This is a genomic window from Rhodococcus sp. ACPA1, from assembly GCF_002300195.1.
Classification (GTDB): Bacteria; Actinomycetota; Actinomycetes; order Mycobacteriales; family Mycobacteriaceae; genus Rhodococcus_F; species Rhodococcus_F opacus.
This window is the reverse complement of sequence record NZ_NSDX01000005.1, coordinates 1,094,840-1,120,468: the sequence shown is the minus strand read 5'-3', so window position 1 is coordinate 1,120,468 and position 25,629 is coordinate 1,094,840. Positions and strand designations below refer to the sequence as shown.

At 66.7% G+C, this 25,629-nt stretch carries 22 protein-coding genes; 5 read left to right on the top strand and 17 right to left on the bottom strand.

The annotated features are described in order from the left end of the window. Positions 1-276: 276 nt before the first annotated feature. The 3 genes from CJ177_RS29380 to CJ177_RS29370 form a co-directional block, all read right to left on the bottom strand. A complete protein-coding gene (locus CJ177_RS29380) occupies positions 277-939 on the bottom strand; it encodes a GntR family transcriptional regulator (RefSeq protein WP_061697986.1) in 663 nt (220 codons plus the stop codon). A gap of 171 nt (positions 940-1,110) precedes the next feature. Continuing rightward, the gene (locus CJ177_RS29375; protein ID WP_061697985.1) at positions 1,111-2,493 is read right to left on the bottom strand and encodes an MFS transporter; all 1,383 of its coding nucleotides are present in this window, start codon (positions 2,491-2,493) and stop codon (positions 1,111-1,113) included. Positions 2,494-2,796: 303 nt separating this feature from the next. Continuing rightward, positions 2,797-3,678 (bottom strand): DUF1932 domain-containing protein, encoded by an 882-nt coding sequence (locus CJ177_RS29370; protein WP_061697984.1) that lies wholly within the window; start codon positions 3,676-3,678, stop codon positions 2,797-2,799. Positions 3,679-4,029: 351 nt separating this feature from the next. On the opposite strand from CJ177_RS29370, the gene CJ177_RS29365 reads away from it, so the two are divergent. Together CJ177_RS29365 and CJ177_RS29360 are read left to right on the top strand one after the other, a co-directional pair. Next, positions 4,030-4,677, top strand: a complete 648-nt coding sequence (locus tag CJ177_RS29365) for a 4-carboxy-4-hydroxy-2-oxoadipate aldolase/oxaloacetate decarboxylase (protein WP_095869252.1) — start codon at positions 4,030-4,032, stop codon at positions 4,675-4,677. Positions 4,678-4,706: 29 nt separating this feature from the next. After that, complete coding sequence (locus CJ177_RS29360; protein WP_095869218.1) at positions 4,707-5,099, top strand: WhiB family transcriptional regulator; 393 nt, start codon at positions 4,707-4,709, stop codon at positions 5,097-5,099. A 451-nt stretch (positions 5,100-5,550) separates the two neighbouring features. On the opposite strand, the gene CJ177_RS48445 is transcribed toward CJ177_RS29360, so the two are convergent. The 14 genes from CJ177_RS48445 to CJ177_RS29290 all read right to left on the bottom strand — a co-directional run bounded on the left by CJ177_RS48445 (position 5,551) and on the right by CJ177_RS29290 (position 20,585). Beyond that, the gene (locus CJ177_RS48445; RefSeq protein WP_231913984.1) at positions 5,551-6,039 is read right to left on the bottom strand and encodes a hypothetical protein; all 489 of its coding nucleotides are present in this window, start codon (positions 6,037-6,039) and stop codon (positions 5,551-5,553) included. After that, positions 6,015-6,305 carry a hypothetical protein gene (locus CJ177_RS48440; RefSeq protein WP_005243463.1) on the bottom strand — a complete coding sequence of 97 codons (291 nt, stop codon included), beginning with the start codon at positions 6,303-6,305 and terminating at the stop codon, positions 6,015-6,017. Before CJ177_RS48440 ends, CJ177_RS48445 begins: the two co-directional genes overlap by 25 nt. A 698-nt stretch (positions 6,306-7,003) precedes the next feature. After that, a complete protein-coding gene (locus CJ177_RS29345; RefSeq protein WP_257014723.1) occupies positions 7,004-8,458 on the bottom strand; it encodes an aldehyde dehydrogenase (NADP(+)) in 1,455 nt (484 codons plus the stop codon). 17 nt (positions 8,459-8,475) lie between these two features. After that, entirely contained in the window at positions 8,476-9,234 is a 759-nt protein-coding gene (gene rpiA / locus CJ177_RS29340) for a ribose-5-phosphate isomerase RpiA (RefSeq protein ID WP_025432007.1), read from the bottom strand. Between the two features lie 24 nt (positions 9,235-9,258). After that, positions 9,259-9,909, bottom strand: coding sequence for an HAD family hydrolase (locus CJ177_RS29335; RefSeq protein WP_061697980.1), 651 nt, complete (start codon positions 9,907-9,909; stop codon positions 9,259-9,261). Next, positions 9,906-11,438, bottom strand: coding sequence for a xylulokinase (gene xylB / locus CJ177_RS29330; protein WP_061697979.1), 1,533 nt, complete (start codon positions 11,436-11,438; stop codon positions 9,906-9,908). Before xylB ends, CJ177_RS29335 begins: the two co-directional genes overlap by 4 nt. Then, positions 11,438-12,874, bottom strand: coding sequence for an aldehyde dehydrogenase (locus CJ177_RS29325; RefSeq protein ID WP_231913981.1), 1,437 nt, complete (start codon positions 12,872-12,874; stop codon positions 11,438-11,440). Before CJ177_RS29325 ends, xylB begins: the two co-directional genes overlap by 1 nt. Positions 12,875-12,900: 26 nt before the next feature. Continuing rightward, a complete protein-coding gene (locus CJ177_RS29320; protein WP_061698028.1) occupies positions 12,901-13,851 on the bottom strand; it encodes a C-terminal binding protein in 951 nt (316 codons plus the stop codon). Position 13,852: 1 nt separating this feature from the next. Beyond that, positions 13,853-15,040 (bottom strand): fumarylacetoacetate hydrolase family protein, encoded by a 1,188-nt coding sequence (locus CJ177_RS29315; protein WP_005243473.1) that lies wholly within the window; start codon positions 15,038-15,040, stop codon positions 13,853-13,855. Positions 15,041-15,095: 55 nt separating this feature from the next. Further along, positions 15,096-15,812, bottom strand: a complete 717-nt coding sequence (locus CJ177_RS29310) for an SDR family NAD(P)-dependent oxidoreductase (RefSeq protein WP_095869216.1) — start codon at positions 15,810-15,812, stop codon at positions 15,096-15,098. A 20-nt stretch (positions 15,813-15,832) separates the two neighbouring features. Next, positions 15,833-16,885, bottom strand: a complete 1,053-nt coding sequence (locus CJ177_RS29305) for an ABC transporter permease (RefSeq protein WP_095869215.1) — start codon at positions 16,883-16,885, stop codon at positions 15,833-15,835. 28 nt (positions 16,886-16,913) lie between these two features. Further along, positions 16,914-18,464: a sugar ABC transporter ATP-binding protein gene (locus CJ177_RS29300; protein ID WP_257014722.1), complete on the bottom strand. Its 1,551-nt coding sequence runs from the start codon at positions 18,462-18,464 to the stop codon at positions 16,914-16,916. 33 nt (positions 18,465-18,497) lie between these two features. After that, entirely contained in the window at positions 18,498-19,544 is a 1,047-nt protein-coding gene (locus tag CJ177_RS29295) for a substrate-binding domain-containing protein (RefSeq protein WP_257014721.1), read from the bottom strand. Positions 19,545-19,880: 336 nt separating this feature from the next. Further along, the gene (locus CJ177_RS29290; protein WP_095869213.1) at positions 19,881-20,585 is read right to left on the bottom strand and encodes a FadR/GntR family transcriptional regulator; all 705 of its coding nucleotides are present in this window, start codon (positions 20,583-20,585) and stop codon (positions 19,881-19,883) included. A 794-nt stretch (positions 20,586-21,379) separates the two neighbouring features. Between CJ177_RS29290 and CJ177_RS29285 the strand changes: the two genes are divergently transcribed. From CJ177_RS29285 to CJ177_RS29275, 3 genes are read left to right on the top strand one after another with little or no spacing between them, the layout of a single operon-like run. Then, complete coding sequence (locus tag CJ177_RS29285) at positions 21,380-22,810, top strand: aldehyde dehydrogenase family protein (protein WP_025432003.1); 1,431 nt, start codon at positions 21,380-21,382, stop codon at positions 22,808-22,810. Between the two features lie 47 nt (positions 22,811-22,857). Next, positions 22,858-24,810, top strand: coding sequence for a 3D-(3,5/4)-trihydroxycyclohexane-1,2-dione acylhydrolase (decyclizing) (iolD, locus tag CJ177_RS29280; protein ID WP_061043934.1), 1,953 nt, complete (start codon positions 22,858-22,860; stop codon positions 24,808-24,810). Next, complete coding sequence (locus tag CJ177_RS29275) at positions 24,807-25,592, top strand: HpcH/HpaI aldolase/citrate lyase family protein (protein WP_095869212.1); 786 nt, start codon at positions 24,807-24,809, stop codon at positions 25,590-25,592. Before iolD ends, CJ177_RS29275 begins: the two co-directional genes overlap by 4 nt. Positions 25,593-25,629 lie beyond the last annotated feature (37 nt).

The following is a 25,629-nucleotide window of genomic DNA, read 5'->3' as shown; positions in this document are numbered from 1 at the left end:
GCACTCGGTTTGCCAATCAAATTTCCTTACCGCAGGTCAGGGCGCACACATCAAGGACGATTCGCTGACACAGGACATCACGTCATTTGCGTCCCACTTCTCGCCGCGCTCGGGAAATTGTCAGCGGACGACATCTATGCGCCTGGTCAGGAGCGTCCGATGGGCCGGTATCGGAATGCACCTATCAGCGTTTTTACGAAGGGGCACGCCCCAGAGGCTGGTGTAGATGCGGACCTTCGAGTGTCCGTCCTTCAACTAGACAGGGGCTCCGCTGTCTCAGTCGTCCGGGTGTGATTGTCCGAAGCGTCCGGCGTCGAAGGCGACGTGTCCGACGCCGATGTGGGCGGACATGAGGGATTCGGCGACGGTGCGGTTCTGTGCGGTGATGGCGTCGGTGATGTCGCGGTGGAACTGGATGCTGCGGGCGATGTCGGTGTCGGAGTAGTAGAAGTAGGTGCCGAGGGTGACTGAGGTGTAGGCGAGTTGCTCGGCGATCTTGTACAGGCGAGGTGAGCGTGCGGCCGAGAGGACGAGCAGGTGGAACTCTCGGTTGTTGTGGTGGAGATCGTCTTTGTAGGTGGACTTCTTCGCTTCGGCGATCTTCGCCATTTCGTCGACGGACTTGCGCAACTCTGCGCACTCGTCCGCGGATCGGCGTGCGGCGGCCAGGCCCGCGCCGCGGGATTCGAGGATGCAGCGCAGTTCGAAGACCTCGTCGACGTCCGAGCGGGTCCATTGCGCGACGAACGCACCGCGATGTGGCTCGGTCTGGATCAGTCCTTCCTCGGTGAGGCGGCGGAGCGCGGCCCGGACAGGGGTGCGGCTGACATCGAGTTCCTCGCAGAGCTGCCCCTCGGTGAGGTGCGCGCCCGGCGCGTAGTGTCCGGCCATGATTCGGCTCCGGACCAGTTCGTAGACCATCGAACTCGATTGAGCCATCGGGTGTCTCCTCTGTGTGCGTTGTCCCCCGGTGCGACGGGCGTCCGGACCGCTGCACCGGGTGCTGTAGACCGCTGCGATTAGTCAGATTGTACTTCGATCGTACTGTTCCTGATGGGTCTGGGCGGGCTCGCCGAGGCGAGCCCGCCCAGTGCGGATTGGTGAGGGTGGTTAGGAGACGCGGACGTCGTCCTTGTCGGATAACTCCCGGGCGGCGTCGGTGGCCGCGAGTTCGCGGGCCTTGGCCTCGGCCTCTCGGACGAACCGGAGCCGGGTGACCAGGCCCGCGGCGATGACGAGCATGGCTGCGACGATGGACAGGCCCCAGTAGATGCCGCCGGTGGCGGTTTCGAGGGCGCCGAAGCCGAAGGGGCCGACGAAGCCGCCGAGGTTGGCGAGCGAGTTGATCGAGGCCAGGCCGACGGCCGCGGCGGGTCCGGTCAGGAACAACGAGGGCAGCGCCCAGAACGGTCCGTAGGTGGCGTAGACGGCGACGGTGATGACGACCAGCAGGATCACCGAGAACCACAGGCTGTCCTGGACGAAGACCATCGAGACCAGGCCGGCGGCGGCGACGAGCAGCGGAATCCCGACGTGCCAACGGCGTTCACCGTTTCGGTCCGAGTGCCGGGCCCACCAGACCATGAAGATCGCGGCGGCGGCGTACGGGAGGGCGGTGATGAACCCGACGGAGGTGTTGCTGAGCTTGTCACCGAGGCCGGCGACGATGCTGGGGGTGAAGAAGGCGAGGACGTAGATCGCGACGGACTTGCTGTAGTAGATGAACGACAGCGACAGGGTGCGGATCCCGGCCAGGCTGCGCAGGAACGACACCTGGCCGTGGGCGGCGGCCTTGGCCCGGTTCTCGGCGTCGATGGTCTCGGTCAGCCAGTCCGCTTCGTCGCGGGTGAGCCACTTGGCCTTGTGCGGGCCGTCGACCAGGACGAACAGGGTGACGAAGCCGAGCATGACAGCGGGGATGCCTTCGAGGATGAACACCCAGCGCCAGCTCTCGACGCCGAACCAGTGCACGTGGTCGAGGATCATCCCGGACAGTGGGCCCGCGATGAGGGTGGCCACCGGCAGGGCGATCATGAACTGGGCGACGACGCGGGCGCGTTCCCGTTCGGGGAACCACAACGTCAGGTACAGAAGCACGCAGGGGAAGAAGCCGGCTTCCGCGATGCCGAGAACCGTTCGGGCGATGGCTAATTGGGTGAAGTCATGTACGAAGCCAGTCAGGACGGCTACGGCGCCCCAGCTGAAGAGAATGCGGGCGATCCACTTGCGGGCGCCGACCTTACGCATCAGCATGTTGCTCGGCACCTCGAACAGGAAGTACCCGATAGAGAACAATCCCGCGGCGAGCCCGAACTGCGCCTTGGTGATTCCGAGGTCGGCGTTCATCTCCAGGGCGGCATAGCCGACGTTGGCGCGGTCGATGAACGCCATGATGTAGAGCACCACCAGAAACGGCAGCACCCGCATCTTGATCTTGCGGATCACCGCGCTGCGGTAGGCGCCGATCTCGGGCGCGTCCAGGTCACGGGACATTGGTGAACTCCTTCGTACAAGCTGCTGGGAAGTCGAGAGCGGGCGTTCATCCCGTGGGGCTGGACTCTGCCATCGTGACGAGCCGCATCAGGTTGCTGTGTTGCGCGCCACACTCGATCTGTAACGAACATACAATCTGAGAACAATATTGGCAATACTGCCGTGTTTAGTCGGTCATACCTGTGTTTTTGTTCCTTAAATTGTCACCGATCGGGCGGCGGGGTGCGCGGAGGACGCCTCTGGCCGACCCCGGGCCCACAGCCGGGGTCGGCCAGAGGGCAGACGGTGCGCGCGGAGATGGGCTCAGACCACGGCGGGGGTGTCAGTCTCGGACACGCTCAGTAGCCACGCGAGTGCGGAATCGATGGATGCCGCGGCGTCCGGGCCGGGCGGGTGGGCGGCGAGGGAGTGGACAGTGCGCTCGTAGAGGGTGCGCGTGCCCGCAAGTACCGACGAGGGCAGGTTTGCCTGATCGAGTTGGGCGACGGCGCGTTCGACCTCGTGCGCGCGGCGCTCGGCGTGCAGGAGGTGACTGCGCACCACCGCATCGAGGAAGGCGGTAAATCCCTGGGTGTCGATGTCGCCGAGCACCCGGTAGAGCTCCTCGCGCACGCCCTGCTTCTCCGCCGACACGAGGCACTCGACCGCCAGCGCCTCGATCCCCTTGGTCAGCACGGTGCGCAGCAGCTTCAGTGCCGCCGCATCCCCGGGCCGGGCGTTCTCCAGCGCCCGCGACGGTGCCCCAATCGTGGCGAAGTCGGCCACCGCCGCCTCGGCGGCGTCCCCGGAGACCAGCAGGGACGTGCGCAGGCCCGTCATGCCGATGGCGCCCATGATTACCGCATCCGCATACTCGATCCCCCTGCCGCGCAGGAAGTCCGCCGAGAACCGCTTGTCGGCCGGGGTGGCGGTACTCAGGTCGACGAACATTGCCTCCGGCGACAGGAAGGCTCCGGATTGCTCGGCCACCGCCGCGGCGACGTCGCCGGTCACACACGACCACACCCGGTCCACGCCGGCGAGCCAGTCGCCCACACGCTCATGAAGCGTTAAGCCCAGCTCGATCGCCAGCTCACGCGCAGCCGGTGACGGATACGCATCGCAGAGAACGACATCACAGGACTCCGCCGCGGCCCGGGCATACAGGCGGCCCACTTCACCACATCCGATGATCGCCAACTTCATGGTCTTCTCCTACCTCAGAGTGAGTACAAAATATGAGCGATAGTCCGGCAACGGCCCGTCAACTACCTGATCGAATCCCTATGATGACAGAGATTGTTCTGATACTGTACTTTTTTGTCGGATCCGTTACCAGGTGCCACCGCACCCGGCAACGGAGGAAGCCCTCGCCCTCCGGCGCCGGTGACCCGCGCCGACCGCGCAGCACCGGGGCGCCTCCATGAAACCGACGCTCCACCCCTGACCGCCGGGCCGCAGTCCGCCGGTCACACCTCACATCTGCAGAGCCGCAACATCTTCGGCAGACCGCACCACCATCGCGGCGACACAACCGCGCAGAAACAGGAGAACACCATGAGCACTCGACCCACCGGCGAGCAACTCGCCCGCCTCCGCGAGCTCGGTGCCGCCACCATCTACGAGGCCCAGGGGCAACGTGGCTCCATCGGTGCCGTGATCAAGCCGATCGACCCGTCGATGAAGCTTGCCGGTCCCGCGCTCACAGTGGACGCCGGTCCCGCCGACAACCTGATGCTGCACGCCGCCCTTCAGCACGCCCGCCCCGGCGACATCCTCGTCGCCGACGCGCGCGGCTTCCTCGACGCCGGAGCCTGGGGTGACGTCCTCACCGCCGCAGCGCAAAAGGCCGGGATAGCCGGCCTGGTCATCCACGGCGCGGTCCGCGACGCCGAGGAGATCATCGACATGAAGTTCCCGCTCTTCGCCAAGGGCCTGTCGATCCGGGGCACGACCAAGGCCTACAAGGGCAACATCGGCCAACCCGTCGACATCGCGGGCACCACCGTCCACAACGGCGACATCATCGTCGGCGACCGCGACGGCCTGGTCGTTGTCCGCGCCGGTGAGGTCGAATCCGCCCTCGAGCTCGCCCAGGCCCGCGAGGACAAGGAAACCAAGTTCCGCGAACAGATCGCCGAGGGTGCCTCCACCGTCGAACTACTCGGCCTGACCGGCACTCTGAGCAGCTACTTCCCGAACTGACCTCGAGCTAAACGAAGTGGAGCGGGACGATGCCATCGCTCAGCCTGACGCCGCACCTACCCCAGCCCTGTACCCAGCTCTGGGACTGGCAGATGCACGCTCAGTGCCGGAACACCGGCACCGAACTGTTCTTCGCCCACGACGACGAAGGCCGCGGCGCGCGCATCCGTCGCGAACGGCAGGCGAAAGCCGTCTGCGCCACCTGCCCTGTGCAACGCGAATGCCACACCCACGCGATCACCGTCGGCGAACCCTACGGCGTCTGGGGTGGCACCACCGAAGCAGACCGGCGATGGCACGAACCCGGCCCACCACCACACGGCCACCCACGCACACGGAACGGCCAGAGACGGGTAATGCGCATTTCCTCGAAACACCCTGTACCCGGACATAACTCGGACCGTCTACCACGAAAGACTTAGCGCCGCGTGACCCGACAGTGCAGGAACCAGAGCACCGAGGTCGGCCGCTAGCGTGCTCGTCGGTCGGCGACGTGCGTGTAGCGCTGCCAAAAAGTACAGCGGTTTCACTGGAGAGGCTGCGCACGTGTTATTTGCTTCACTCATCCCACAGACCGGCAGCACCCTGCAAGCTCCTCAGCCGGAGGTGTGCAGATCCTCCCGTGCGGACACTTACGGTGAGGCAGTCCACTCCCCTGCCAGCTCAGCCTCGTCGGCGGCTCATGAGGGTCATTGGGAACTATGCGAGATGAGGGCCGGTTCGGCAGCCGCGACGACGATAAGGAGGCGTGAGTGGAAGCCCTCTTAAGCGTGATTACCGGACAGTCAGTTCGCGGAGCTACCAAGGCCTGCATCATTGCTCGCCATAGGTGAACACCCTTCCACCCACTCCACTAAGTCCCTGGCCAGCGACTCAGCGGCCAGGACTCTTCTTGTTCGCGGCCGCACCACCCCGGCACACGGGCGGCGTACACACCGACTTGTCGGTACCGGAAGGCAGACTCCTGTGATGGACAGAATCACGCAGTAGCGGGTTGACCCAGTCCAGTGTCAACCGCGCTTCTGCTTCGTCAACTGTGAGCGCGGCCAGGGCGTCTTCAGCCTTGGGGACGATGCGTTTCCCGTTCTCATCGGTGGCGCGTCGGCCCGTGGGTTTCTGCGCGACAAGCCGCATCGCCGGGAACAGGGGCGCGGTGGGTTCGCCCCGCCTCGGGTGTGCGGCGAGGTTGTCTCGCAACACCGCGACGGTTGCGGGGCTCAGCGGCACCCTCCGCCGGCTCCCCTTGGTCTCGGGGGTGTCGTACGCCAACGCGCCTTCCACGGTGATGATGGTCCGCTCTACCCCCAGGGTGCCGGGCTTGGGTCGCGCGTTCGGATTCAGCGCCAAGGCAGGGAGTTCCACGCCGCCATGTCTGGGTCGTCGACAACGTCCACCACGGCCTGCGCCGGCACCATCCGCACGACGAAGTAGGCGTGCCGCACCGTGGAGGGCGACTTACCCGCAGCAACCATCCGCTGTACCCAGTCGGCTATCTGCTGGCGGGTGATCGCCCCAACCGCCTTGCCGCCGAATGTCGCGATGATCGCCAGGACGGCAGTGCTGTTGCCGTTAGAGTCCTTGCAGGCGCAATCACCGAGCCGAGGGAGCCGGCCGAACCACGGATTCACCCCCGAGGCCGATGCCCACGACCAGAAAGAGAATCGAGCACGTAAACCATTGGAGCAGAGTATTTCCTACCACAATGGCAACATTGTATTCGTGATCAGCAGCGCAACTTCGTCTGGTTAGTCGTAGTCTCCGAGCAAGAGAGACTGATACTCCGCGTGGGCCGAGAATCCCACAACGAGCACCGCACCCGCCGCGCCTACGAGGGATGACAGTTGCAACCTGGAGCACTTCATCGCAGGCGACGAACCATGGGGCAACATATGTGTCCAGCCGATACCCGGACGCGAAGGGGGCCGCACGCATAGCGGGGCAGGCTGCAACTGGACGTCTCTAGCGTGTCCACCGTCGACGAGCGCTGGCGCATCCTTACGGCGCCCCCGCTCAGCGTGGATGCGGTCCCTGAACCCGGTGGCCCAAGCACGGACCTGACTGAGATGCATGACGCCAACCTCCATTTCCTTACTCATTCCTTACTCAGGCCGCTCTCCATGCCCTGCACACCGCCGGAATCCTCCTGACGGCAATTCGCATTCGGATGCGATTTCGTAGACATGCGGCACCAGCCCAGGTGGAACCGATGGCAGGCGAGGGCTGTCATCGGTGGCTATTGCACGCCGGAGATACCCTGTGTGTCCGATGTTGTAGCGCCACAACGTTGTAGCGCTACAACGCCGTTCCCCCCTGATGCCTCAGCGTTTCAGCCCCGCCCCCAGACCTGCGATTGTCCTGCCGGCGACCGTTTTTGGGGAATGTTCCAGGGGTTGGCGTCCCGCAGTGGTTCGGGGAGCCAGGAGTCGAAGTAGTTCTGGAAGGCGACGGGGCGGAGGAATCGCTCGACGGCTGCGGTTCCGACCGCGGTGTGTAGTGGTGATGTCGTCGAGGGGAAGGGTCCGCCGTGGTGCTGTGCGGGTGTGACCGATACTCCGGTCGGCCACTCGTTGAGGAGGATTCGCCCGGTTCGTGTCTCGGCCAGGCGGAGGAGGTCGTCGAGTGTGTCCGCGTCGGCTTCTTCTGCGTGCAGGGTGATGGTGAGCGAGCCGTGCAGGCGACTGGCGGCGTCGGTGAGCTGCTTGACGTCGGTGTACTCGACGATTATCGAGAACGGGCCGAAAGCCTCGGTGAGCACGTTGTCCGCGTGCTCGACGAAGGTGGGGTAGTCGATGGACAGGAGTGCGGGCTGATGGCAGCCATCGACCGTTGTCGGTTCGACGAGCATCCGTCCGCCGATCTGGTCGCCGATCTCCTGGAGCCGGTCGGCGAAGCCGGATGTGATGGAGTCGGTAAGTAGTGCGCCGGTGCGTTTTCCGCCGATACGCTCGGTGAGGATGTCGTCCAGGCCGTGGCCGGCGGGCAGGAACACGATGCCCGGCTTGGTGCAGAACTGGCCGCTGCCGAGGGTGAAGGAGTCCACGAATCCCTCGGCGATCGCCTGTCCACGCTCGTCGATTGCGGCCTGGCTGACGAACACCGGGTTGATGCTTCCCAGCTCTCCGTAGAACGGGATGGGTCGCGGTCGGTCGGCCGCGATGCCGGCCAGGAACAATCCTCCGCGCACCGATCCGGTGAAGGTTGCCGCGTCGACGCGTTCGTCGCGGAGCGCGTCGATGCCGGCGTCACGGCCCTCGATGACGTGGAAGGCTCCGGCCGGGGCTCCGGCATCGACGAGTGCTGCGGAGACAAGTCTCCCGGTGAGCTCACTGAGTTTCGGGTGCCCTTCGTGGGCTTTCACGACCACCGGGCACCCGGCGGCCAGCGCCGACGCGGTATCGCCTCCCGCAACCGAGAAGGCGAACGGGAAGTTGCTCGCGGCGAAGTTGAGGACGACGCCGATCGGGATTCGCATGCGGCGGAGGTTCGGCCTCGGTCCGGAACCGAAGTCCGGATCGGAGTCGTCGATGCGGACGTCGAGGAACTCGCCGGTCTGTGCTTGTTCGGCGAACAGGCGCAGTTGCATCGTGGTCCGGGCGAGCTCGCCCCGCAGGCGGGGCTCCGGGAGGTGCGTTTCTTCCATCGCGACGGGTACCAGCTCGTCGGCTGCGGCGTCGAGACGGTTCGCGATTTCTACCAGTTGCGCGTACCGCTGCTGTGGGGTTTGACGGGCAAACTCGGCCGTGGCGGCTGCCGCCTGTCCCAGCACGTTGTCCAGGTCCATGTCTGTACCGGTTCCTCTCATTTGCGCCACTCCGGGATCCTGGCGGCATTCCGGTGCGGCAGTTCGATGAGTTTCGCCGCCCCGTCTGGGGAAGCGATGAGGATTTCGTGGGCGATTCCGGTGAACAGCCCGTTCTCGACGACGCCGGCGATCCAGTTGAGGTTCGTGTCGAGCAGGGCCTTGTCGGTGATCGCGACCATATGGGCGTCGAGGATGAAGTTGCCGCTGTCGGTGACCACGGGCTGCCCGTTCCGGTGTCGCTGAATGATCTCGATGTCGGTGTAACCGAGGTCGGTCAGCAGTGCGGAGATCGATCTCCGAGTCGCCTTCCACCCGAACGGGATGACCTCGATCGGAAGCGGGAAGGAGCCGAGCTGCTCGACCAGTTTGGTGTCGTCTGCGATGCACACCATCTTCGACGAGGCCTCGGCGACCATGCGTTCCCACAGCAGGCAGGCGCCGCCACCCTTGATCATGTCTCCGTCGTGGTCGACCTCGTCGGGCCCGTCCAGCGTCACATCGAGTGGGCGGTCGAGGTCGTTGAGATCGACGAGGGTGATACCGACCGACAAGGCCAGGTCGCGGGTTGCGGTGGAGGTGGGGACACCGACGACGTCGAGGCCGTCGGCGACCTTCTCTCCGAGGGCCCGCACGAACCATGCGGACGTCGTTCCGGAGCCGAGTCCGAGTTGGGCGCCGTCGTGCGCGTAGCGCTCCACCGCGGCCCGGCCGACGGCGTATTTCGCCGCGTCCTGGGGGGTTTCGGTCGTGTACATGTGGAGGAGTTCCTTTCGGGTGGGTCAGATGAGGGCGAGCAGGTCGTCGAACGAGTCGAGCCGGAAGTCGGCGTCGATATCGGGGTGTCCCCAGCTCACATGGGCGTAGCGGATGCCTGCGGCCGCCGCGGTGTCGCGGTCGATGTCGGTGTCACCGACGTAGAGCACTGTCGAGGGGGCGCCGAGGGCGGCGATGGTGTCGGTGAGATGCCGGGGATCGGGCTTGGGCCCGTCGGTGGCGTCGGAACCGATGACCGCCCCGATGATCTTCCCGAGCCCCAGTGCATCGAGGACCGCGTGGGCGATCAGTGTCCGCTTGTTTGTGCATACTCCGAGCTGGATGCCCCGGGCGTCCAGCTCGGCGAGCACTGCGGCGGCGGTGTCGATCAGGCGGGTCTTTCTCGCCGGATTCGCGCGGTAACGCTCGGAGTAGGTCCGGAGGACGTCGTCGACGATCGGTGCGGTGACGGGCAGGCCTGCGACCCGCAGGCACTGTTCGACGAGTGCGCGGGGGCCGCCGCCGAGTGCGTCGGCGACCTGCCGGACGGTGACCCGGTGATCACCGTGAGAGGACAGTGCCTCGTTCATGGCCGCGGCGATGTCCTCGCTGCTGTCGACCAGGGTGCCGTCGAGGTCGAAGACGACTGCCGTGAATTTCGTCTGCGTGGTGCTCATGTCTTCCTTGCGATGTCGATGTCGGAGAACACGTCGGTGAAGTGTCCGAACAGGTTTCGGTAACCCTCGAAGATCCGGGTGTAGCGGGTGACTTCGGTGGGACCGGGAAGATGTCGCGAGGACACCTCCAGGTGCCCGTAGGCATCGTCGAAGGATTCCCAGGTGCCTGCCCCGACCCCGGCGACGATCGCGGCACCGTACGCGCCGCCTTCGCTGCTGCCGGTCATGGTGACGACCTCGGTGTCGAACACGTCGGCCATCGTCTGCAGCCAGAAGCCGTCGCGGGTAGCTCCGCCGGAGGCGATGATCCGGTCGCACGGAATCCCCAACTCGGTGAAGGATTCGAGGATCTGCCGCATGTTGAGCAGCGCGCCCTCGATCACGGCGCGCACGAGGTGCCCGAGCCCGTGCATGCGGGTCAGCCCGACCATGGCCCCGCTCGCCGAGGGGGCGTAGTGCGGGGATCGCTCGCCGGCCAGATACGGCAGGAACAGCAGGCCGTCGGCGCCGACGGGCACCTTCTTGGCCAGGTCGATGAGTTCGGTGAAGCTGACGTCCTGTGCTCCCGGCAGTTGGTGGATGACGTCGGCGAGCCATTGCAGTCCCCCGGCGGCGGACAGGGACACTCCCATGACGTGCCAGTAGCCGGGCTGGTTGTAGCAGGACACCTGCACGGCGCCGGTGACGTTGTCCGGGCACGATTGTGAGACCGCGGCGACGATGCCGGCCGTGCCGAGGGTGACTCCGATGTCGCCGGGGCGGGTGATGCCCATCGAGGCCGTTTGGACGACCGCGTCCCCGCCTCCGCCGTAGACCTGGACGTCCTCTCGCAGGTTCCAGGCGTGGGCGATGTCCGGGAGCAGGGTGCCGGTGGGTTCGGGGGACTCGACGACCTCGGGGAGCATCGACTCGCGCACCCCGACCGCCGCGAGCATCGCCGGGGACCACGTGCGGTTGGCGACGTCGAACAGGCCTGTTCCGGACGCCTCGGACACGTCCGTGACGAATTGTCCGTTCATCCGTAGGCGCAGGTAGTCCTTCGGGTTGAGGATTCGGTGGGTCCGGGCGAAGTTCTCGGGTTCGTGGTCGCGTAGCCAGGCCACCTTGCCTGCGGTGAATCCGGTGATGAGCCGGTTGGCGGTGGCGTCGAGGACCGCGTGGGGGCCACCCACGGTGTCGGTGATCGCGACGCATTCGGCTTCGCACCGCTGGTCGTTCCAGAGGATGGCGCGCCGGATGACCGTGCCGGTGTCGTCGAGGGCCACCAGGCCGTGCATCTGCCCGCTCAATCCGATGGCGACGATCTCGTCACCGCGGCGGGGCAGCTGTGCGGTGACCTCTCGAATGCAGGCATCGGTGGCCGCCCACCAGTCGTGCGGGTCCTGTTCGGACCACCCGTGACGGTCGGAGAACAGCGGGTACTCACGCACGGCGGTGGTCATCACCGCACCGGTGTGGTCCACGGCGACGACCTTGCAGGACGAGGTCCCGATGTCGACGCCGAGGTGCACTCGCGCGGCGGCGGTCATTACCGTGTCCCGTACTGGATGCGGAGGTGCTTGTACTGCAGGTACCCCTCCAACCCGGCCTTGCCGTGCTCGACGCCGAACCCGCTGCCCTTGCGGCCGCCGTAGGGGGCGTTCATGATTCCGGCGTCGACGTTGTTGACGGCGACATTGCCGAAATCGAGGAGCCGGCCGAGGTCGTGGGCCTGCGCGAGATCACCGGTGTAGAGGTAGGCCGCGAGACCGGCCTCGGTGCCGTTGGCGAGGTCTACCGCGTTCTTCAGGTTGCTGAAGGGCATGACGCCGACTACGGGGCCGAATGTCTCCTCGTGCATCACGAGCATGTGCGGGTTGCAGCCGGCGATGACCGTCGGCTGGTAGAAGTTCCCGGGCGCGAGCGTCTCGATCCGCGTGCCGCCGGTGGTGACGGTGGCGCCTCGGGCGATGGCGTCGCGCACGTGCTGGTCGACGACGTCGAGGCCGGCGCGGGTCGCCATCGGTCCGACGTCGACCGTGGGGTCCATGCCGTTACCGACGGTCAGCTCGGACACCTTCGCGGTGAGTCGGTCGACGAACTCGGAGTACACCGTTTCGTGCACGTAGATGCGGTTGATGGCGATGCAGATCTGTCCGGCGTTGCGGAACCCGCGGCGCGCGGCGCCCGCGACGGCGGCGTCGATGTCCGCCCGGTCGGTGACGATCATCGGGCACGAGCCGCCCAATTCCATCGTCAGGGGTTTCGCGGCGGGCACGCCGCGGGCGATCTTGCCGCCAGTCGCCGTCGATCCGGTGAACGCCAGCTTGTCGAATCCGGGATGACCGGCCACCGCCGGGCCCGTCTCGCCCCCGCCGAGGACCAGGTTCGCCACCCCGGCCGGCAGTCCTGCTTCGTCGATGCAGGCGAACAGCAGTGCCGGTGACAGCGAGGCGTACTGCGACGGCTTGATCACGATCGTGCAGCCGGCCGCGAGTGCGGCGCAGAGCTTCCACCCGACCAGTTCGAGCGGGTAGTTCCATGGGGTGATCGCCCCGATGACGCCGATCGGTTCCTGGACGACCATGCTGGCGAAGCCGTCGACATCGTTGGGGATCACTTCCCCGTGGATCCGGGTGGCCTCTTCGGCGTAGAAGTGGAACGCCTTGGCGAGTTTGTCGACCTCGCCGGTCGCCTCACCGATGGTCTTACCCATCTCGGTTGTGATCGCTTCGGCGAGTTCACGTTCGCGGGTCTTGACGATGTCGCCGATGGTGTGGAGGTAGCGGGCTCGCACGGTCGGGTTGACGTGTCGCCAGTCGGCGAAGGCGCGGCGGGCCGCGGTGACGGCGGCGTCGACATCGGTGGCGGTCGAGGCGGGGACCTCGGCGATGACCTTCTCGTCGGCCGGGTTGAGAGCCTTGAAGGTCGTCTCGCTCCGGACCCACCCGCCGTCGATGTAGTTGTTCAGTGTGGTGATCGTCATGGCATGCGCCTTTCGCTCGGGGGTGGTCAGTTCAGCGGGCATCGCAGCGGCTCGCCCCGGATCGCCCGGGCCGCCTCCTCGGCGGCGAGGCGCTGGAGATCGCGCAGCGACTGTTCGGAGTAGAAGGCGGCGTGCGGGGTGAGGACGGCATTCGGGTGCGCGCGCAGCCGGTGGTCGGGGGCCAGAGGTTCCGGATGGAAGACGTCGAGTCCGACCCCGGCCAGCGCGCCGGAGTCGAGTGCGTCGAGCACGGCGTCCTGCTCGACCAGGGCGCCGCGTGAGGTGTTGACCAGGAACGATCCGAACGGCATCTTGGCGAGATTGTCGGCGTTGACGATTCCGCGGGTGTCCGCGGTGGCGGGGGCGTGCAGCGAGAGCGCGTGGGACCGTCGGAACAGCTCGTCGAGGTCGACGAGGGTGATGCCGTGGTCGGCGGCGACGTCGGGGTTCGCGTACGGGTCGTGGGCGATCAGGTCGAACCCGAAGGGCTGCAGCCTTTTTGCGACGGCAAGCGCGATCCGTCCGGTGCCGAGCAAACCTACCGTCGTCTCGCTGGTCGAGCGGATCGGGGCGAGTTCGGTCGCGGACGGCCAGCCGCCGGCCGCCAGTGCGCGGTCGAACTGGGCAACTTTGCGCAGGAGCATGAGCGTGAGGGTGACGGCATGATCGGCGACGGTGTCGGCGCCGTAGTCCGGCACATTGCACACCCGCACCCCCAGCCGGGTGGCGGCGTCGAGGTCGACGTTGTCGAAGCCGATGCCGTAGCGGACGACGACCCCGTTCGGGTTCATCGCGGCGAGCGCAGCGGCGGTCATGGGGGCGAAGTTGACCAGCGCGACGTCGGCGCCGCGGACCGCCTCGATCGCCTCGGCCTCGGTGGTGGCGTGAAAGACGGCGAAGTCGGCGTCGAGTTCTTTCGCGGCGGCGCGTTCGAAGTCCTCGCCGGCGAAATTGTGGTCGGTGATCACCATCCGCATCTCAGGCACCGACCTTTCCGACCAGTCCGCGCCCGTGCAGGTTGGCGATGAACGACCGCAGTCCGAACTCCCAGCGCTGCGCCTTCTCGGAGTGGTTGACGCGGTTGACGAGGGTGCCGAGTTTCGGGCTCGAGATCCGCACCACGTCGCCGATGTGGTGGGTGAATCCCATGCCCTCGCCGCCGCGGTCGTGCGTCGGGGAGAACAGGGTGCCGGTGTAGAGGACGATCCCGTCGGGGTACTGGTGGGCGTCGCCCACGGTGTATTCGGCGAGGGTGCTGATGTCGCGGGAGATCTCGCGCATGTAGCTCACGTCGTCGAGAACGAAACCGTCGTCCTCCCCCAGTACCTGCAGGCGCACCTCGGCGGCGCGGACGTCGTCGAGGGTGAACGATTCGTCGAGCAACCTGATGAACGGTCCGAGCGAGGCCGAGGCGTTGTTGTCCTTCGCCTTGGGCAGCAGCAGCGCCGAGCGGCCCTCGACGTCGCGGAGGTTGACGTCGTTGCCCAGCATCGCACCCACGATGCGTCCGGTGGAGGTGACCGCTAGGGCGACTTCCGGTTCCGGGTTGTTCCACGAGGAGACCTGCGCGACACCGATTTCGGAGCCGCACCCGACCGCCGAGAGGACCGGCGCCTTGGTGAAGACCTCCGGGTCCGGTCCCAACCCCACCTCGAGGTACTGGGACCACTGGCCGCGGGCCTTGAGGTCTTCCTTGAGCCGGGCCGCGTCCTCGCTGCCGGGTTCGATGGAGGACAGGGTCGTGCCGATGAGCCGCTCGAAGTCGCCGCGGATGGCGTCGGCCTGTTCGGGGTCGCCGCCGGCGCGCTCTTCGATGAGCCGTTCGAGCAGTGACGTCGCGAACGTCACCCCGGCGGCCTTGAGCACCGACAGGTCGACCGGTGCGAGCAGATACGGGGCGCTGGTGCGGGCGGCGAGCGAGCTGGCGAGGACGTCGGCGATGGGCCAGGAGCGGGTGCCGACAGCGCTGCGGACGGCCTTGACCGGGTCCGGTGATTCGAGGAGGTCGGTCATGGTCGGGAAGGCGTCGGTGATGTCGACCACCGCACCCGAGCGCAGGGTGACGATGCACGGGCCGCCGATGGCGTCGTCGTGGACGCGACCGACGAGGGTGGCATTCGCCGCGTCGGCGGGCAGGACTGCTGCGTGCTGATCGATGAGGTTCATGGTGTCGAGATCCGTTTCGTTTCTATTGTGGTGGAAGTGTGAAGGCCGCAGGTGGTCAGCGGAGGCTGTAGCCGCCGTCGGCGACGAGTTCGCTGCCGCAGAAGTAGCCCGACTCGTCGCTGAGCAGGAAGGCCACCGCGGCCGCGATCTCCGAGGGTTCGGCCATCCGCTGCTGGGGGGTGGCGTCGAGCCATTGCCGGAACTGGTGTGCCTTCCGGGCGAGCAGCGGTGTGGCGACGTAGCCCGGGGAGACGGCGTTGACGCGGACGCCGCGGTCGGCCCATTCGGAGGCCAGCGACTTGGTCAGTGCGGTGGCCGCCGCCTTCGAGGCGTTGTAGGCGCACTGTTTCTGGGGGACGTTGACCACGTGATTGCCGCTCATCGAGGAGATGTTGACGATGGCGCCGGAGTTCTGCGCCAGCATCCGCCGGCCGAAGGCCTGGTTCGTGATGAACAGCCCTCGCAGGTTCACCCCGAGGGTGCGATCCCACTCGTCGAGGGTCATCTCCTCGGCGGCGATGTCGTCTTCGACGACGCCGGCGGCGGCGACCAGTCCGTCGATGCGGCCTTCACGTTCGGCGATGCGGGTGGCGACTTGCTCCATCGCGTCCGGATCGGTGATGTCGACGATCGTCGACTCGCCGAGCGGTGAAACCGTTCGGTCCAGCGCATACACGCTCGCGCCTTCGTCGATCAGCCGGGCGCACACGGCCTCACCGATGCCGCCCGCCGATCCGGTCACTGCCACGACTTTCCCGTTCAATCCGCGCATGGTGTTTCCCTTGCCGGTTTCTAGTGCGCGGCCGCGGCCGCGGCCACGGTGGGCGTGGGCGGGGCCGTGGGGGTGCGCGGGCGGGCTTTGCGTGCCCGGGTCTTGAGGACGCCGACCTTGGCCGCAAGGATCGCGCCGATCAGGACGACACCGTTGAAGACCGGCTGCACCCAGGTTTGAGCGCCGAGCATGAACAGTCCGGTGGTGCCGGCCGCGACGAGCACGACGGCGGTCATGGTTCCCCAGACGTTGTAGTAGCCGCGGCGGATCGACGTCTCACCGAGGAAGCAGGCGGCGATGGCCGGGAGCAGGAATTCCGAGCCGCTCGTCGGTGCTGCCGAACCGACCTGGGCGACCTGCAGGACACCTCCGATTGCCGCGAGGACCGCGCCGCCGACGAACGCGCCGACGGTGAGCTGGTCGACCTTGATGCCGGTCAACCGTGCGGCGTCCCGGCTGCCGCCGATGGCGTAGAGCCGTCGGCCCACCGGACGGAAGTACAGCACGTACCAGAGCACGATGCCGACGGCGACGGCGAAGATGAACGGCAGCGGGATCCCCAGGGGGCGGTCCTGCCCCAGGTCCTTGAACGCCTGCGGGATTCCGCTGTAGATGACCGCGCCCTTCGAGTACCACAGGATCGCACCGAAGAGGACGGACTGCGTGCCGAGGGTGACGACAAGTGCGTTCAGGTTCAGGTAGGCGACGAGGAATCCGTTGATCAGCCCGACGACGACGGCCACGACGACGACGATCAGCACCGCCAGTGGCCACTGCGAGACGGTGCCGTTGGACATCAGCCCGGTGGCCAGGACGCCACCGAACCCGGCCATGGCGGCGACCGACAGGTCGAAGTGACCGACGATCAGCGGGAGCATCAGTCCGAATGCGATGAACATGATCGACGCATTGGCCTGCAGGATCGAGCCGAAGTTCGCGATGGTCGGGAAGGTATCGGGACGCATCACCGAGAAGAATCCGATAATCGCGATCAGGGCGATCACGATTCCGTAGTCGGTGAAAATCCTTTTGAACGCTCCCGCCGGGCGACCAGGCGCTCGTTGAACGGTCATGGTGTACTCCAAGATTCGATGATGGCCGCTAGGCCGTGGAAAGGTCCTGAACCGCGTAGCTCGCCGCGGCGATTCGTTCGGTGGTGATCTCTGCGCCGACGAGTTCGGTCGCGATACGCCCACGACGCATCACGAGCACCCGGTCGGCGTAGCGGGCGACCAAGTCGATGTCCGAGTCCAGCAGCAGCACAGACAATTCACGCCGGGCGACCTGTTCGAGGACGGCCTCGAGGATCGTCTTGCGGGCGCCGACATCGACGCCGTAGGTCGGTTCGTCCAGGATGAGGACATCGAGGTCGAGTTCGAGCCACTTGCCGAGGACGATCTTCTGCTGGTTTCCGCCGGACAGCTCACCGAGCAGACGTTCGGGGTCGGCCGGCCGTACGTCCAGGCGCTCGATCGCGCTCGCGGTTACCGTCCGCTCGCTGCTGCTCGACAACCGGCCGCCGCTCATGTGCTTGTCCAGGCTCGCCAGGCAGAGGTTGTCCGCCAGCGTGAAGGACGGGATCGCGCTCTGCTTGCGGTCCTGGGGGACGTATCCGATGCCGCGTTCGATGCTGAGTTTCGGCGAGATCCGGTGCAGCTGCCGGCCGTGCAGCCGGACCTCGCCGGCGGTGATGGCCTGGGACCCGAAGATCAGTCGACCGAGTTCGCTGCGGCCGGAACCGACCAGACCCGTGACCGCCAGCACCTCTCCCGGCCGGAGGTCGAGATCGACATCCTGCACGAACGTTCCGCATACCCCTCGCAACGACAGTTTCGGCGCCGTTCCCGGTTCGACGGCCCGCCGGGCAGGTGCCGGGATGTCGGCGGCGTCGCTCGTGGCGGCCCCGCCGGTGATGATCTGCGTCAGGTGCTGGTCGTCGGTGGCGGCGATGACGTCGTCGAAGACGAGTCGGCCATCACGCAGCACCGAGACCCGGTCGGCCATCGCGAACACCTCGTCGAGGCGGTGTGAGACGTAGATCAGGGCGATGCCCTGATCGCGCAGCAGCCTGCAGCGGTTGAGCAGTTCGTCGACCTGCGCGTTGGGCAGTCGTGCCGTGGGCTCGTCGAGGACGAGCACACCCTTCCCCGGTTGCAGTCCCCGCAGGGCTCGGGCCATCGCGACGAGGGTTTGCTGTACGGGTCCGAGCGCACCGACCAGGGTGCGGGGGTCGAGGTCGTCGAGTCCGACCGCGGCCAGGTCCGCGATCGAGGTCGCGCGCTGGCGGCGCCAGTCGATGGTGGCGGCGCGCTTTTCGTAACCGAGGGCCAGTGCCAGGTTGTCGGCGATCGACATCGATTCGATCAGACCGAGGTCCTGGTGGACGAAGCGCACCCCGGCGTCGTGCAGCACCGTGGGGTCGGCGGGCAGTGCCAGTTCCTCCCCGTGCACGCGGATGCTTCCGGTTGTCGGGGTGTGGTATCCGGCGAGCAGCTTGATCAGGGTCGACTTCCCGGATCCGTTCGCGCCGAGCAGGGCGTGGATCGAGCCCGGCCGAAATTCCAGATTCACGTCGTCCAGAACCCGGTTTACTCCGAATTCTTTTGACAGTCCGATGATTTCGACACCCGGTGACGAGTCATTCGATGTCATTGCGGTTCTCGTTTCTCGGTCGGTGACCATGTGTTATCCGATCCCCCACAGCTGTTCGAACTTCGCGCGGAAGTCGAAGTTGCCCTGCCATCCCTTGGTTTCGAGTTCGGCCGACCGGTCCGGCGGGAGCTGGGACAGCGAGTCCTTGTCGAACAAGGCGACCGGGATGGATTCGGTGAAGTCGAATGCGGGTAGGCCGTTGGTCATGCGGTTGACGTTGTCGATTGCCGCGTAGGCCAACCATTCTCGCGGGTCGGCGAAGCACACCTTCTGCACGCCCCCGGCGCGAATGATGTCCAGGTTCTCCGGGTTGCAATCGAAGCCGGCGCCGGAAACAGAGTCGGTGAACCCTGCGCGGTTGAGGCCGTTGCTGACGCGGAAGAGGCAGGAGTCGAAGCAGGAGACCCAGTTGAGCTGGGGGTTCGCCAGTCTGGTGGCCACCGCTTGCGCGGCGGGGCCGATCGTCGGATCTTCGAAGGTCGCCAGACTCCAGTCCTGGGTGACGACGTCGCATCCCGGGCAGTTCCCCGGGGTGTCGAGGTAGTCCTGCGAGCCTTTGTACTGGCCGTTGACCACGATGTACAGGTCGGCGTTGCGCATCTGCAGCATGCCCAGATCGCCGCCGCTCTTCCACACCGCGTACTGCGCGACCGACTCTCCGGCACGCACCCAGTCGAAGGACACATCCGGGACCGTGTCGGGGGTGTTCTTCAGCGATCCGAGGGTGACCACCTTGACGCCCGCCGCGAGAGCACGCTGGAGCGCGGACTGGACGCGGGTGGTGTCGACGAAGATGAGGATGACGGCATCGACCTTCTCGTCCACAGCCGTGTTCAGTGCGTTGAGCTGGACCTCCGGCTTGCCCTGGCCGTCGGAGATCTTCGGTACCCAGCCGAGCTTCTCGACCTCCGATTCGATGGCCTTGGCCGGTCGACTCGACCCGGTCGAGGCCATTTGCTCCGGGATGAGGGTGATCCTGAGGCCTGGCCGGGGCGGCGGGCTGTTTTCCGGTCCCGTCCACTGGTTGTCGTGCATTCCTGCGTCGAGGAGTTCGGCCGCGCCGCCTTGTGCTTTCTCCACCGCCGCCTCCCGTGCGGCCGGGTCGACTGCCGATCGATCCGAAGGTGCTGTCGAGCAGCCCGTCAGCAGGAGAATCACGCCAATGATGGCGACTACGACTCCGCGCCTTTGCGAAGCGGTCCGTGCGATTGCCATGTCGTTCCTTCTGCGTATACCACCCGTCGGCGTCACCGAGAATGGACGAGTTGAGTTGTTCTGCAGGCATATGCGGTCACTGCAGCGCCCCGGAAGGTGATTTCGAGGCATGTTTGGCCGCCACGATCACTTCGCAGAGTGATCGAGTACGTGTAGGTAAGGCGGGAGGAGGCGATCCGCCCCGTCAGCGCGTGGTGTCGGTCATTCCCTCTGACGGGAGGACGTCAGCGTGGCCCGGTGGCGCACGATTCGGCGGAGGTGGTTCTCCGCGGCGAACCGTGCCCGGGCTGGATCGCCTGCTGCGATCGCTTGGGCGATCTCGAGATGTTCCTGGACGGTGTGGCCGGCTTCGGACGGGTACCCGGTGCCTGCGCTGTAGGAGTCGCTGAGGTAGTCGTTGACCGGCCTCATGACCAGGAGGAAGAAGGGGTTCCCGCTCGCCTGCGCGATCTGCTCGTGAAAGGCCAGGTCCGCGTCCAGGAACTCCGATGTCGACGGGTCCGCCGCCTTCAAACGCTCATTGAGTCGCGTCAGCTCGGCCAGGTGGTCGTCGGTGCGCCGAGCGGCAGCAAGAGCGGCCATCTCGAGTTCCAGAACGAGCCTGAGCTCCATCAGCTGTTCGAAGGAGCCCTCGCTGAGCCGGAGCAGAAGACCGTACTGTTCGGCGATCACACTGCCGTCCACCGCCGCCACGGCCATCCCGCGCCCCGGGCTCACCGTGACCAGGCCACGCTGAACGAGCAGTCTCGTCGCCTCCCGAACCACCGTCCGGCTGACCTCGAAACGCTCGGCCAGTTCGGCCTCCGTCGGAAGCCGGTCGCCGACGGCAAGACCCAGGATTTCGTCCTGAAGGGTCTGAGCGACGACATCAGAGAGGCGCTGCTTCGAGCGAGTGGTTTCCGACATGAAAGAAATGTATGACAAAGATTGCGTGTGGTCAAGCTCACGTCAGGGATTCTTCGTACTTTTCGTCTCGATTCACGGGTAGAACCAGCAGATATACGCCTTTCCGCTCTTTGTGCCGATGGAGGCAGGTCGACCTTTGTATGATGATTGAGGTCGATCGCCCCACGAGCGCGTTGAGCCCGGCGCCCATGGAGGGCAACGTCAGGCCCCCACCCCTCACCCCGGCTTGATACGACGACTCTCGACGAAACGGCTGGTGAATCGTCCAGCCGGGATACTTCGCACGGGGACTCACCTGAGATCGGTGAGCGGTGACGGCCCGCGGGCGGCCGCACGTCCGCTACCCCTCCCGCCGGCTTTACGCCCGAGCGCTCACACCCATCCATGAGCTGCAATGAGGGATATTTGATGGGTTTTTCGTCTTGATTGAGGCATGCATCACAGCAAGACTGGCTGCATGAGCAAGAGCAACGCTTCACAGGCACGGGATGTTCGAGTCGGGTCCCCCGTGCGCCCCAGTTCGTTCCCCTCGAGGGAACGGCGCCGACGAAGCCCTCTCGACCGGTCACAGCACGCGCGTTGACCGGATAACCGGGCGTCGCCGACGCCCAGCCTCATACAAGTCACGGCGGGTCCGGAACTGCCATCGACACAGACCTTTCGATTCCCAACCGAATAGCCACCACCAGTCCTGCTGGTGCGCTGCCCGGTTCGGCAACAGACGTTTCACTTGCAATCAATGTCCCCTCGGCACATGCAGGGGTGACGACGAACTCGACGTATGGAGTCCTGACATGGATATGTTGCTCGCCGGTGAATGGCGCGGCGCCGCAGACGGCCGCACGGAGACCGTCCGGTCACCGTTCGACGGTCATGCGGTCGACACGGTGCCGGTCGCCTCCGCCGCCGATGCCGCCGCGGCCCTCGATCGAGCCGAGGTCGGGGCGCGGGTGTTGCGGTCGATGCCCGCGCACGAACGAGCGGCGATTCTGATGCGTGCTGCGGATCTGGCCGATCAGCGCGCCGAGGACATCGCGCAGACCATCAGCGCGGAGACCGGCAAGCCGATCAGCGAAGCCCGGGGTGAGGCGGGCCGGTCGGGCAGCATCATCCGACTGGCAGCCTTCGAAGGCAGCCAGCTCTACGGCTCGTCGTTGCCGCTCGACGCGAACCCGGGCACCGGCCTCGAGAAGGTCGGCTTCACCCTGCGCCAGCCCTGCGGCATCGTCGTGGCGATCACCCCGTTCAACTACCCGGCACTGCTGGTGTTGCACAAGATCGCTCCCGCACTCGCCGCGGGTAATGCGGTGGTACTCAAGCCGGCCCGCACCACCCCGCTGACCGCACTGAAGCTCGCCGAGTGCTTCGTCGACGCCGGCCTGGCGCCCGAAGCGCTGTCGGTGCTCACCGGACCGGGCTCCGCGCTCGGTGACGTCCTGGTCACCGACCCCCGGGTGCGCAAGGTGTCGTTCACCGGTTCCACGCAGACCGGCACCAGGTTGGCCTCCATCGCGGGAATCAAGAAGCTGTCCTTGGAGTTGGGCGCGTCCTGCCCGGTGATCGTGCTCCCCGACGCCGACATCGAACTCGCCGCCTCGGCGGTCGCTGCCGGCGGCTACATCAATGCCGGTCAGGTGTGCATCAGCGTGCAACGCGTGATCGTCGACGAACGTGTGGAGGCCGACTTCCTCGACGCCCTGGTCCCGAAGGTCGAAGACATCGTCGTCGGCGATCCCGCGAACGCCGACACCAAGCTCGGTTCACTGATCTCGGAAACCGAAGCGACACGAGTGCATTCGGCCATCGCCGAGGCCGCTCTGGCCGGTGCGAAGGTCCTCACCGGCGGTGACCGGGACGGCGCCGTCGTCTCCCCCACCGTCGTTGCCGGCGTCGACCCGACCTCCCCGTTCAGCCGCGACGAATTGTTCGGCCCCGCAGTCGCCGTCTCCTCCGCCCCCGACATCGAATCCGCGATCGCCCTCGCCAACGACAACGACTACGGCCTGGGCGCCGGACTGTTCACCTCCGACGTCAGCGCGACGACTCGGGCGATGCGCCAGATCGACGCCGGCAACATCCACATCAACTGGACGCCGCTCTGGCGCGCCGACCTGATGCCGTACGGCGGTCTCAAGGGCAGCGGCATCGGCAAGGAAGGTGTCCGGTCCGCGGTCGAGGAAATGACCGAGGAAAAGACCATCATCCTGCACGGCCGTCCCTGGTAACCGTCTCCCGCTCACACACATTCGTGGCACTCACAGAAAACGACGACATGACACCACTGAGCACACACAAGACAGTCCGGCTGACCACGGCCCAGGCGGTCGTGAAATACCTCGCCGCGCAATACTCGGTCGCCGACGGCAACCGGCGCCGCCTGATCCCCGCCGCACTGGGCATCTTCGGTCACGGCAACGTCGCCGGCCTCGGACAGGCCCTCGACGAACTGTCCGATGACCTGCCGTTCATCCAGGGTCGGCATGAGCAGTACCTGGCGCACATCGCCACGGCCTATGCCAAGGCCAGCCGCCGCCGCGCCACCCTCGCGGTGACCGCGTCCATCGGTCCGGGTGCGCTGAACCTGGTCACTGCCGCCGGGTTGGCGACGATCAACCGGCTTCCGTTGCTGCTGCTGCCCGGTGACACCTACGCCACCCGCCATCAGGGACCGGTGCTCCAGCAACTCGAGCATGCCAGCGAAGCCGACCTCACCGTCAACGACACGTTCCGCCCGGTCGCGCGGTTCTTCGACCGCATCACTCGACCGGAACAGTTGCTGACCGCGCTCCCCCAGGCCATGCGGGTGCTGACCAGCCCCACCGATACCGGCGCTGTCGTACTCTCGCTGCCGCAGGACATCCAGTCCCACGCCTTCGACTTCCCGGTCGAGTTCTTCGAACCCCGCGACTGGAAGATCCGCCGCCCGCTGCCCGACCCCGCGGAGGTCGACGCGGTCGCCGCCCAGATCCGCGAGGCGGCGCGTCCGGTGATCATTGCCGGTGGCGGCGTGCACTACTCCGATGCCACCGCGGCACTCGAGCGGCTCGCCGAGCAGGCCGGTATCCCGGTCGTCGAATCGTTCGGCGGCAAGGGCGCAGTCAGCCGCGACGAGTGGTGGCAGCTCGGCGGTGTCGGACTCGAGGGCAACTTCGCCTCCAACATCCTGGTCAAACAGGCCGACCTCGTGCTCAGCGTCGGGACCCGGCTGACCGACTTCGTCACCGGATCGCAGTCGATCTTCGAGAACGAGAACGTCCGGTTCGCCTCCCTCAACGTCGTCGACGGCGACACCCGCAAGCAGGGGGCCACCGGAATCCTCGCCGACGCCCGCCTCGGACTCGAGGCCTTGACCACCGCGCTCGCCGGGCACACCACCAGCACCGCCTGGCAGGACACCGCGCGGACGGCGAAGGCGGACTGGGCCCCGATCCGGGCGGCCGCTCTCGACCCCGACACCGCGTTCGTCCCGGCCGAGCACCCGCACGCCCCGGTCACCGGCGCCGTGCTCACCCAGCCGCAGCTGATCGGGCTGCTGCAGGAACACGCCCGCGGCGGCGACACGATCATTGCCGCGGCCGGTGGCCCGCCCGGCGACCTGCAGAAGGTCTGGGACGCGACCGGGAATCGGCACTGCCACCTCGAATTCGGGTTCTCCTGCATGGGGTACGAGATCCCGGCCGCGATGGGTGTGCGTCTCGCCGAGGGCAACCAGGGACAGCGAATCGTCACCTTCATCGGCGACGGCACGTTCCTGATGGCACCCACCGAGCTGGTCACCGCCGCCCAGGAGGGCCTGGACGTGACCATCGTGGTGTCCGAGAACCACGGCTACCAGGTCATCCACCGGTTGCAGATGAACCGCAACGGCCGCGAATTCGGCAACGAGTTCCGCTACCGCACCGACGGTGACATCATCGCCGAGACCGGCGAGAAGGCACGCCTCGAGGGCGACTACCTGAAAGTCGACCTGCGGCAGATCGCCGAAGGACTCGGCGCGCGGGCCATCCGCGCCACCACCGCCGACGAGTTGCGCACCGCACTCGACGAGACCCGGACCGCGTCCGGTCCGGTCGTGATCGTGGTGCCGACGGTGCCGCACGTGGACCTGCCCGGCGGGGACGTGTGGTGGGACGTCGCACCCGCCGAGGTGTCCGATCAGGAATGGGTTCAGACCCTGCGCGCAGACTACGACAACGCCGTGGGACGGCAGAGGTGGTTCGGATGAGCAACACTCCACTCGACAGGGGCACGCTCCGTCAGCGATTGGCCGACGGGGAGACCACCGTCGGCACCTTCGTCGGCATGGCGTCCTCGACCGCAGCCGAGGTGTGCGCCGCCGCCGGCGCCGACTGGATCCTCATCGACCTCGAACACGGGTCCGGATCCGAGGACGTATTGCGCGACGGCATCCTCGCCGCCGGCAGCTACGGCGTTCCGACCGTCGTGCGGATCGAATCCGGTGAACGGATCCGGATCGGCCGGGCCCTCGACCAGGGAGCGGCCGGGATCATGGTCCCGCGCCTGGACAAACCCGACCAGGTCGCCGACGCGGTCACGCATCTGGCGTACCCGCCGCACGGAGACCGCGGGGTCGCCACCTACAACCGCTCCTGCCGGTGGGGCATGGACCGCTCCCCGCTGCTGACGGACGAGCAGTCCGCACTGGGCGTCATCCAGATCGAAACCCTCGCCTCCCTCGACGCCGTCGACGAGATCGCCGCACAGGACGGGGTCGACGTGCTCTTCGTCGGACCGTTGGACCTGTCCTTCGCCCTCGGGGTGCCCCTGCAGTTCGACAGCCCGGTGTTCACCGCCGCGCTCGGCCGGGTCCTCGAGGCCGCCCACCAGCACGGCAAGACGGCCGGCATTCTCGCCGCGAACGCAGCGCTGGCCGCCGGCTACGTCGAACTGGGATTCCGCTTCGTGGCCATCGGCTCCGACTCGACCATGCTCGCCGCCGCCCTGACCGAGGCCTTCGCCACCGCCCGGCCCGAGCAGACCGCCTAGCCCACTCGGGCAGAACCACCTAGCCCACTGGGGCAGA